Raw genomic sequence first — 9,032 nt, forward strand, 5'->3', positions numbered from 1 at the left:
AAAAAATACTCACCTTTCACTTTTCTCATTATTTACGGTTGAATTCAGGTTACGACCATAATTATAGACTATTCTGACATTTTTGAATAGAAACCTAAAATACTATTTTATTAGATAATCAACTTAATTAGGTTTCTTACTTAAGTAATAAATCGATCGTAGAGAATGTTTTCCTTTTTTACACAAAAAAAAGGTGCCCCTTAAAAGTTTTACTTTTGGGACAACCTCTTTATTCGTACTATTCATATCGAAGAGCTTGAATAGGATCAAGCTTAGACGCTTTATTTGCTGGAAAAACACCAAATACGATCCCAACTAATAAAGAGAATACAAATGATAACAGCATAACTGGTACAGAATATGCAATTGCTGTTCCTGTCGTTATAGTGAATATTTTTGCACTTATAACGCCTATTACAACGCCTATTATTCCTCCAAGTGAACTTAATACCATTGATTCAATGAGAAATTGAAGAAGAATACTTCCACGCTTTGCTCCAATTGCTTTTCGTATACCAATTTCTTTTGTACGTTCTGAAACCGATACAAGCATAATATTCATAATACCGATACCACCAACAATAAGTGAGATCGCAGCACTTCCACCTAGCATTATAGTCATCGTTTTATTAACTGATGAAGCAGTTTCCATTAAATCCTCTGGACTCGAAACGCTATAGCTATCTTCATCGCCAATAATCGTAATCATCTTTTGTTCGATTCTACGTAATGTAAAATTAATCATATTTTCATTTTCTACTTTTACATAGACAGATCCAATTGAAGTAGTAGATGCCAAGCGCTGAGCTGTGCTAAGCGGAACAAAAATCGTACTGTCCCCACTTGAACCTAGTGAACTACCAACTGATTGAAGTACCCCAACAACTCTAAATGATGTTCCATTCACTTTAACATATTGACCAACTGGATTTCCAAAACCGAATAATGTTCGTGCTGTGCTTGAACCAAGTACTGCTATTTTTGAGTGATTATCATTATCCAAGTCCGCGATAAATCTGCCTGATTGCAGCTCCAAATCACGAACTTTTAAATAAGGTGAAGTTGTTCCTATTACTGACACTTGTGCGTTCGTTTGTCCGTTTTTTACAGTTACTCTTCCAGAGACAGTCGGAGCAATCGCTTCTACAGCACTAACGTCCTTAAGTTGATTGGCATCATCTTCTTTAAACGTTACATCTGAGCCAGTAACACTTACTGTTAATACATTTGTACCTAAGCTTCCTATTTGATCTTGCACTTCTTTCGTTGATCCTTGTCCAATCGCAACCATCACAATTACGGAGGATACACCGATAATAATACCTAGCATCGTTAGGAACGCTCTTACTTTATTTCCTTTAATGCTCTTAAGCGCCATTCTCAGTGTCTGCAAACCATTCTCCTCCATTCTCGTATAACTGGCCATCGTGAATTCGTACAATACGATTTGCTTGTTTTGCTACTTCTAAATCATGTGTAATTAGAATAATCGTATGCCCTTGCTCATTTAACAAATTCATAATCTCCAAAATTTCCTTACTTGTTTTACTATCAAGTGCACCAGTCGGTTCATCTGCCAGTAAAATAGGAGGGCTTCCAGCAAGGGCACGCGCAATTGCGACACGCTGTTGCTGCCCCCCTGATAATTGTGTAGGTAAATGATTTGCTCGATCGACTAATCCTACTTTTTTTAACGCTGAAAGAGCAATTTCTCTTCGTTCAGCTGTTTTCATCCCTCTATAAATGAGAGGAAGTTCTACATTTTCTACCGCAGTTAACTTTGGTATAAGATTGAAATTCTGAAAAATAAATCCAATTTTTTCATTCCGTATAGTCGCTAGTTGCGAGCTCTTCATTTGCCCTACATCTTCATTATCAATCAAATATCTCCCAGAATCCGGTCGGTCTAAGCATCCAATCATGTTCATAAATGTTGACTTCCCTGAACCTGATGGACCAATGACTGATATAAAATCACCCTTTTGGATATCAAGGGATACACTCTGAAGAGCCATTACCGTTTCTCCGCCAAGTTCATACATTTTCGTCATGTTTTTTATTTGAATAATCGGCTCAAAGTTAGTCATTATTTACCTCCTTGTCCGCCACCTGTTTGGTTTCTTTCAGTAGTTCTTCCTCCGAAGTTATCTCCACCTTGGAAGCCACCACCTGGGAAGTTGCCACCTTGCATCATAAATCCACCTTGAGAGGAATTACCTCTAGATTGAACGCTCGGAATTTCAATAGACTCTCCTTCTGTTAATCCACTTGTAATTTCTACATTCGTATCATTTGTGATACCAGTTTTTACAGTAACTTTCCTTGTAGATTCTCCAGAATCATCTGTAGATGTAGGAACTAATACATATTTTTCATCTCCATTTTTATACACTGCTTCTACTGGAACATATAACGCATCTGCTTTACTCTGTATTAAAATACTTGCTTCTGTTGACATACCAATTTTCAAACCTTTTGGATTTTTAATTTTTACAGTTACATCAAATGTTGAAACGCCATTTGTCGATGTGCCTTCATTTGCTACTTTCGTTACAATCCCATCGAATGTTTCACCTTCAAAAGCACTTGCTGTTATTTTTACTGACTGCCCAACTTTTACCTTAGTGATATCTAATTCATCAACACTGATTGTTGTTTCCAAAGAACTGTAATTTGTTATATGCGCTACTGTCGCAGAACTTTGTACAGAATCTCCACTATTAACAGCAAGACTAGTAATTGTTCCAGCAACTGGTGCCTGTAAAATACTACCATCTGTAAATTTCACAAGTGTGTCACCTGCTTTTACAACTGAGCCTTCCTTCACATTTACAGTATCCGCTATTAAACTACTACCACCAGTATTTCCAGTACTAGAATTATTTGAGGAACTGTCAACATCTTCTCTTGTAATCGGTAATGTAACTCCATCTTCATCTTCCATACGCATTAGTACTTTTCCTTGCGATGCTCCGCTACTGCTACTTACATAAACCTTAGTAATTTCTCCATCTTTTGGAGCCGTAATAACATCACCATTTTTAAATGTCACAAGTGTGTCACCTTTATCTACTGATTCTCCAGATGAAACACTTACACTATCCACAACAAGAATTGTATTCGCCGCAGTAACATCTTCATCAGTATTTGCGGTTACCGAACCCGATCCAGTAACAGCTACTTCTAACTTTCCTTTTTGAGCCGTAATTGTTTGTGCTGTTGCCATCACATTTTGGGCTTGATTTGCTTGACTCTTACTATATATAAACCAACCACTTCCTCCTCCAACAGCAACAACAATAACTGAAATAATAACCCACTTTTTCAATTTACTTTTCTCCTCTCCATCATTGAGATTGATATGAATATATACCCGATTATTCTTTATTGAGATACATGCGATTACGTAATTTCACATATCCCCCGAACCTCTATCTTGTAACCATTTTAAGAAAATCAGAGCTTGTCATTCGTTTATACAGCAAACTTACTCTACTATTGATCGCTTGTATTAGAGCTTTTTTTATTTATTTTTTTACTCCTCCTAATTTCATTTGATAAGCTCATTTTGGATTGTGTACCTTAAATTTCCCTTAACAAAAATCAATACTTTTTAATGGGGAGAGAATATTGGTCATATTCAAAGCATTTAAAACGTTTAATTTACGAGAAAATAAATAACCCCCCTTCTATGTTTTTGAAGGGGGTTTACTTGTATTTATCGATATATTTTAAATCTAATTCTTTCAAATAAATCTACAAAAATATTGCTTTTTCACACTCTTTTCATATTTAATCTTTAGTACGATTGAGAAGAAAATACCTATACGACCATCCTTAGTTTCGTCTATTTCCCACAAAAATTAAACTATTCTTATTCAACGAATCTGCCATTTAGGACAATAAAAAAATCGAGTATTTGGCCGATATTTTATACAACATACGCACTGCGTTAGTTGTATAACTTTCAGCAATATGAACTATTTTTTGAATAACTAAATTAACCTCTTCGTTAACTTTAATTACGAATAATTGGTTCAATACTCGGAAGAACGCCACTTGTTCGATATCTCCTCAATGTGATAAGGTGTCGTTCTGCAGCATCCACCTATTAAACGTGCACCTGCTTGGTACCATTCTTCAGATTGAATATCCAACACGTTACATTGTTCATGACCATGCCATGTTTTTGTTTCTGGATTATAAGTTTCACCAGAGTTTGGATAAACAATAATCGGTTTTTTGGTGTTTGCCCTCAACTCTTGTATTGCACCAGTCACAACGGTTACTGGCGCACAATTGATGCCTACCGCTACAATTTGTTCACTTTTCTCAAAAACTCTTGCGCACTCTACGAGTTTCATACCTTCACTAATCTCTTTCTCATTTTTTAATGAAAAGGAAAGCCACGCATATGTTTCTGGATACTCACGTAATAATGTATCTAATACTCTTGCTTCTTGCAAGGAAGGGATCGTTTCAAATGCCAATAGATCTGCACCTGCTTCAATTAACGCTGACATTCTCGAACGGTGAAAGTCTGCTAATGTTTTATCTGTCACACCATAGTTGCCTACATACTCTGAACCATCTGCAAGGTAAGCCCCGTACGGCCCAACCGATGCAACAACCAATGGTTTAGGCCTATTCGTTTGCTTATTTTCCTTCCAAAAATCATCTCTTGCCCTTCTTGCAAGTAACACCGTTTTCTTAATTAATTCCAAAGCTTCCTGTTCTTGTATTCCACGCGCGGAAAAACCACTAATAGTAGCTTGATAGCTTGCTGTTATGGCACAGTCCGCACCAGCACGAAAATAGTCCGAATGAACCTGATAAATAAGTTCCGGATTTTCTAGTAACACACGAGCCGACCAAAGGGGATCGTCCAAATTACATCCATGCGCCTCCAATTCTGTAGCTAATGCTCCGTCAAGAAGCATAATGGAATGTTGGGATAAAATAGCATCAATTGGATTGACTTTGTTCGACATAATCTACGCCCCTCTTTTTTAAATTTTTTGTTAGATAATAACTTCCATAGCAAAACAAAATAAACGGTATGCCGCAATATAAGGCAATTCTCTGTGTTGGATCGAATGCAATTCCAATACACGATGCCAGACAAAGGATAAAAGAAGCAATTGGTACTAATGGATACAGTGGTGTGCGATAAATCAAGTCCTTTTCAGAATTTCCTTCTTTCAAAAATTGTCTGCGAAATAGAAACTGTGAAGCACTAATACTCATCCAAACTACAACTACTGCTAGACCTGAAATGGAAACAAGTACGATATAGACAGTATCTGGTGCCACAATACTTGAGAGCAAAGCCAAAGCTCCACCCACCATGCTGAAAATGACGGCGTTGATTGGAACACCTTGCTTCGTCATTTTTCCAAAAATCGGAGATATCGTATTCTTATTAGCAAGCGACCAAAGCATTCTAGAAGAGGCATAAAGGCCTGAGTTTGCCGCAGATAAAATAGCTGTTAAGATAACGAAATTCATTATGTCAGCTGAATATGGCACCCCAATTCGTTCTAGAACTACAACAAAAGGGCTCTCTAATACACCAGCATCGGAAATAGGCAATAACGCAGATAAAACAAAAATCGTTCCTACAAAAAAGATGATCAATCTCCACAGAGTAGTTCGAATGGCCTTCGGTATCATTTTTTCCGGGTTCGCGGTTTCTCCAGCTGCAATGCCTATTAATTCTGTTCCCGAAAAAGCAAAATTAACCGCAAGCATGGTCATTATAATGCCCGTAGCACCATGAGGAAATAAACCTCCACTTGTAAAATTAGAAAATAATGGTGCTGCTTTTGAATGACTCATCGGAAGAAACCCTAGCATTGCCGCTGCTCCTAAAACAATAAAAATCACAATAGCTATAACCTTTATCGATGAAAACCAAAATTCGGATTCGGCGAAAAATTTAACAGTCATGACATTTAATACAAAGATCAAAATGGCAAAAATAGCACTCCATATCCAAACATTAATCGATGGAAACCATCGCTTCATAAGTAATCCTGCGGCTGTAAATTCAGAACCTAAAGCAACAGTCCAAGTTAACCAATACAACCAGGCTACTGTATACCCTGTACCCGGTCCAATGTATTTAACTGCATAACTGTGAAATGAGCCCGTTTCAGGCATATGTACGGAAAGCTCTCCTAAACATAGCATAACTAGATAAACCACTAGCGCACCAATCAGATAGGATAGTATTGTCCCAAACGGGCCAGCTTGTTGAATAGTGTAGCCCGAGCTTAAGAATAAGCCAGTTCCAATCACCCCACCAAGTGATAGCATGACTAAATGACGTGCTTGCATGTTCCTTTGAAATTCTTGCCCATTTTTGTTCCCCATTACTACTCTCCTTTAGTTACTATCCAGAAAAAACAAAAACGCACTCTAAAAAAGAGTGCGCTACTGACAAATAAAAACGGAAGCTCTCATCTATCAGGTTATCACCCGCTGGAATTAGCACAGTGTCTACTTAAGCAGACCTGTTGCTGAGGCTTCAAAGGGCCAGTCCCTCCACCTCTCTGGATAAGAAATATTTTTTTATAACCATATCAATCCATTCGAAAATTGTCAAGATAATTCGGTTTTTTTAAAAAATTATCAATTATTGACTTACTATTTTATCATTTCTTATGCAACTAAACTGCCAAATACCTAAATAAAAAAGCAGCCAATGGCTGCTCTTGATCTTCAACTATCGCATGCGTTAGTTCTATAAGCAACCTCGATAAGTTAAAAAAACAAACACTTTCTACCTAAGGAAAGGTTTGTTAGATAAGACTAATTATTTTAATTTAAGTACTATTTTTCCTTTTGCTCTTCCCGCCTCTGCATACTCCAATGCTTTTTGGGCATCTTCGAAAATAAAAACTTTATCAAGTGTAGGCTTAATCACTTCTGACTCTAACATTTTTGTTAAAATTTTCAACTGCTCTCCACTATGCTTCATAAAAAGAAACGTGTATTGGACATTATGTTTTTTTTCTAGCTTCGTAAGTTTATAACTTGCAATTGAAAATAAGGTTTTTTTAAATGAGCTAAATCCATTTTCTTTAGCAAAGCGACCATTCGGGATTCCAGATATAGAAACAATCTTTCCTCCTTTTTTTAATGTTACAAATGATCTCTCTAACGTCGCCCCCCCAATGGTATCAAGAACTGCGTTGTAGTCACGAATCGAATGTTCGAACTTTTCTGTCTTGTAATTAATAACTTCGTCAGCGCCAAGAGATTTTACTAAATCACTACCATCACTAGCTGTAGTTGCGACAAAAGCACCCATATGTTTTGCAAGTTGGATAGCAAATGTTCCTACTCCCCCTGATCCTGCATGTATTAATATTTTATGTCCTTTTTCAATTCGCAGAATATCATGTAAAGCTTGGTAGGATGTCAATCCGACTAGAGGGATGGAGGCGGCTTCTTCAAAACTTAAATTTTTAGGTTTTAATGCAATATCTTCTTGGTTAACAGAGAGATATTCAGTAAAAGTTCCCATTTTATTTGCTCTAGGTCGACCATATACCTCATCACCGACTTTAAACTTCGTGACACTAATACCTACTTCAACAATTTTTCCAGAAAAATCATTTCCTAAAATTAACGGCATCTTGTATTTCAATAATAATTTTAATTCACCTTTTCGAATTTTTGTATCAAGAGGATTTATACTTGCCGCATATATCTCAACTAAGACCTCGTCATTATTTATTTTGGGCATAGGGAAGTCTAAAAAATTTGGTTTTTTACCGTAGTTTTCAATTGCTAAAGCTTTCATTACAATCCTCCACATTTTTATTTAACGCACATGTATCTTTTCATAACGAACATAAGAAAAAAGATTATGAATATCCCTAGATGGGATATTCATATTAAATAAACTATTTTAAGAAAGGATAATCTGTATAACCTTCTTTTCCTCCTGCATAGAGCGTGTTTTTATCAGGTTCGTTTAGGGGAGCACCTGATTGAATCCGTTCTACAAAGTCTGGATTAGCTAGTACCCAAGTGCCTACTGTGACAACATCCGCAAGATTATTATCTACATCAGACGAAAGTTGATCTAGAGGACGACCTGGACGGTTAACAAGAAGTGATTGATCCCAAAGTTGACGCACATCTTTTAGGAATTGCTCGTTTCCAAAGTGCATTAAATGTAGATATGCAAGGTTAAGCTTATTTAATTCACTTATTAAATAGCGATACATCTCAAGGCTATTTTCCCCCTCATCAATGCCTTGCAGTGTTCCTTGAGGAGAAAAACGGATGCCTGTTCTTTCTGCTCCTATTTCATCAACAACTGCTTTAGCTACTTCAATAGCGAATCGAGAACGACCCTCAATCGTACCACCGTATGCATCTTGACGATGATTGGAGTTTTCACTAAGGAATTGTTGGATCAGATAACCATTCGCTCCGTGAATTTCAACTCCGTCTGCACCAGCTTCAATTGCTGAACGTGCTGCTAAACGAAACTCATTGATAACATCTTTTATCTCAAGCTCACTCAATTCTCTTGGTGTTGGAATTTCTTTCATTCCTTCTGCCGTGAAAATTTCTACACCAGGTGCAATAGCTGACGGTGCAACTGCTTGGCGGTGGTGAGGTGTGTTATCAGGGTGTGATACACGTCCCACATGCATAAGCTGAACAAAAATATGACCGCCTTCACTATGAACTTTAGAAGTTACTTTTTTCCACCCTTTAATATGATTTTCTGTATAAATACCAGGTGTATTAGTGTAACCTTGCCCATCATCTGAAGGTTGGGTTCCTTCGCTTATAATTAAACCGACTGAAGCACGCTGACCATAGTACTCTGCTACTAAATCGCTCGGTGTACCATCTGGTAAAGCTCTACTTCTAGTCATCGGAGCCATACCTATACGATTTTTTAAGTCAATGTTTCCGATACGAACTTTTTCAAATAATCTGCTCATTTGAATACTCCTTTTTAATAAGAATTAGAATCAAGAAATGAATTTACGTGTTCTGCAAAT

The 9,032-nt window shown here is 37.0% G+C and carries 7 protein-coding genes and 1 riboswitch; all 7 genes read right to left on the bottom strand.

The genetic code is table 11. The features are described from left to right. Window positions 1–238: 238 nt before the first annotated feature. A complete protein-coding gene (locus COJ46_RS01200) occupies window positions 239–1,393 on the bottom strand; it encodes an ABC transporter permease (protein WP_353652153.1) in 1,155 nt (384 codons plus the stop codon). Further along, on the bottom strand, window positions 1,368–2,087 hold the full coding sequence (locus COJ46_RS01205) for an ABC transporter ATP-binding protein (protein WP_097978448.1): 720 nt from the start codon (window positions 2,085–2,087) through the stop codon (window positions 1,368–1,370). The genes COJ46_RS01200 and COJ46_RS01205 overlap by 26 nt, the downstream gene beginning before the upstream one ends. Further along, complete coding sequence (locus COJ46_RS01210; protein WP_098565618.1) at window positions 2,087–3,328, bottom strand: efflux RND transporter periplasmic adaptor subunit; 1,242 nt, start codon at window positions 3,326–3,328, stop codon at window positions 2,087–2,089. Before COJ46_RS01210 ends, COJ46_RS01205 begins: the two co-directional genes overlap by 1 nt. A gap of 709 nt (window positions 3,329–4,037) precedes the next feature. Next, window positions 4,038–4,991 carry a homocysteine S-methyltransferase gene (gene mmuM, locus COJ46_RS01215; RefSeq protein ID WP_097978446.1) on the bottom strand — a complete coding sequence of 318 codons (954 nt, stop codon included), beginning with the start codon at window positions 4,989–4,991 and terminating at the stop codon, window positions 4,038–4,040. After that, the gene (gene mmuP, locus COJ46_RS01220) at window positions 4,966–6,375 is read right to left on the bottom strand and encodes an S-methylmethionine permease (protein WP_097978445.1); all 1,410 of its coding nucleotides are present in this window, start codon (window positions 6,373–6,375) and stop codon (window positions 4,966–4,968) included. Before mmuP ends, mmuM begins: the two co-directional genes overlap by 26 nt. Before the next feature lie 83 nt (window positions 6,376–6,458). Beyond that, window positions 6,459–6,565, bottom strand: a riboswitch (SAM riboswitch). A gap of 252 nt (window positions 6,566–6,817) precedes the next feature. Further along, on the bottom strand, window positions 6,818–7,810 hold the full coding sequence (locus COJ46_RS01225) for an NADP-dependent oxidoreductase (RefSeq protein ID WP_098565619.1): 993 nt from the start codon (window positions 7,808–7,810) through the stop codon (window positions 6,818–6,820). 103 nt (window positions 7,811–7,913) lie between these two features. After that, window positions 7,914–8,972 carry an alkene reductase gene (locus COJ46_RS01230; RefSeq protein ID WP_028401896.1) on the bottom strand — a complete coding sequence of 353 codons (1,059 nt, stop codon included), beginning with the start codon at window positions 8,970–8,972 and terminating at the stop codon, window positions 7,914–7,916. Window positions 8,973–9,032 lie beyond the last annotated feature (60 nt).

This window comes from Bacillus sp. AFS077874 (assembly GCF_002566505.1).
Taxonomy (GTDB): domain Bacteria; phylum Bacillota; class Bacilli; order Bacillales; family Bacillaceae_G; genus Gottfriedia.

Coding starts and splice junctions, on each gene's coding strand:
- COJ46_RS01205 (WP_097978448.1), bottom strand. CDS start 2,087: ATGACTAACTTTGAGCCGATTATTCAAATAAAAAACATGACGAAAATG.
- mmuM (WP_097978446.1), bottom strand. CDS start 4,991: ATGTCGAACAAAGTCAATCCAATTGATGCTATTTTATCCCAACATTCC.
- mmuP (WP_097978445.1), bottom strand. CDS start 6,375: ATGGGGAACAAAAATGGGCAAGAATTTCAAAGGAACATGCAAGCACGT.
- COJ46_RS01225 (WP_098565619.1), bottom strand. CDS start 7,810: ATGAAAGCTTTAGCAATTGAAAACTACGGTAAAAAACCAAATTTTTTA.
- COJ46_RS01230 (WP_028401896.1), bottom strand. CDS start 8,972: ATGAGCAGATTATTTGAAAAAGTTCGTATCGGAAACATTGACTTAAAA.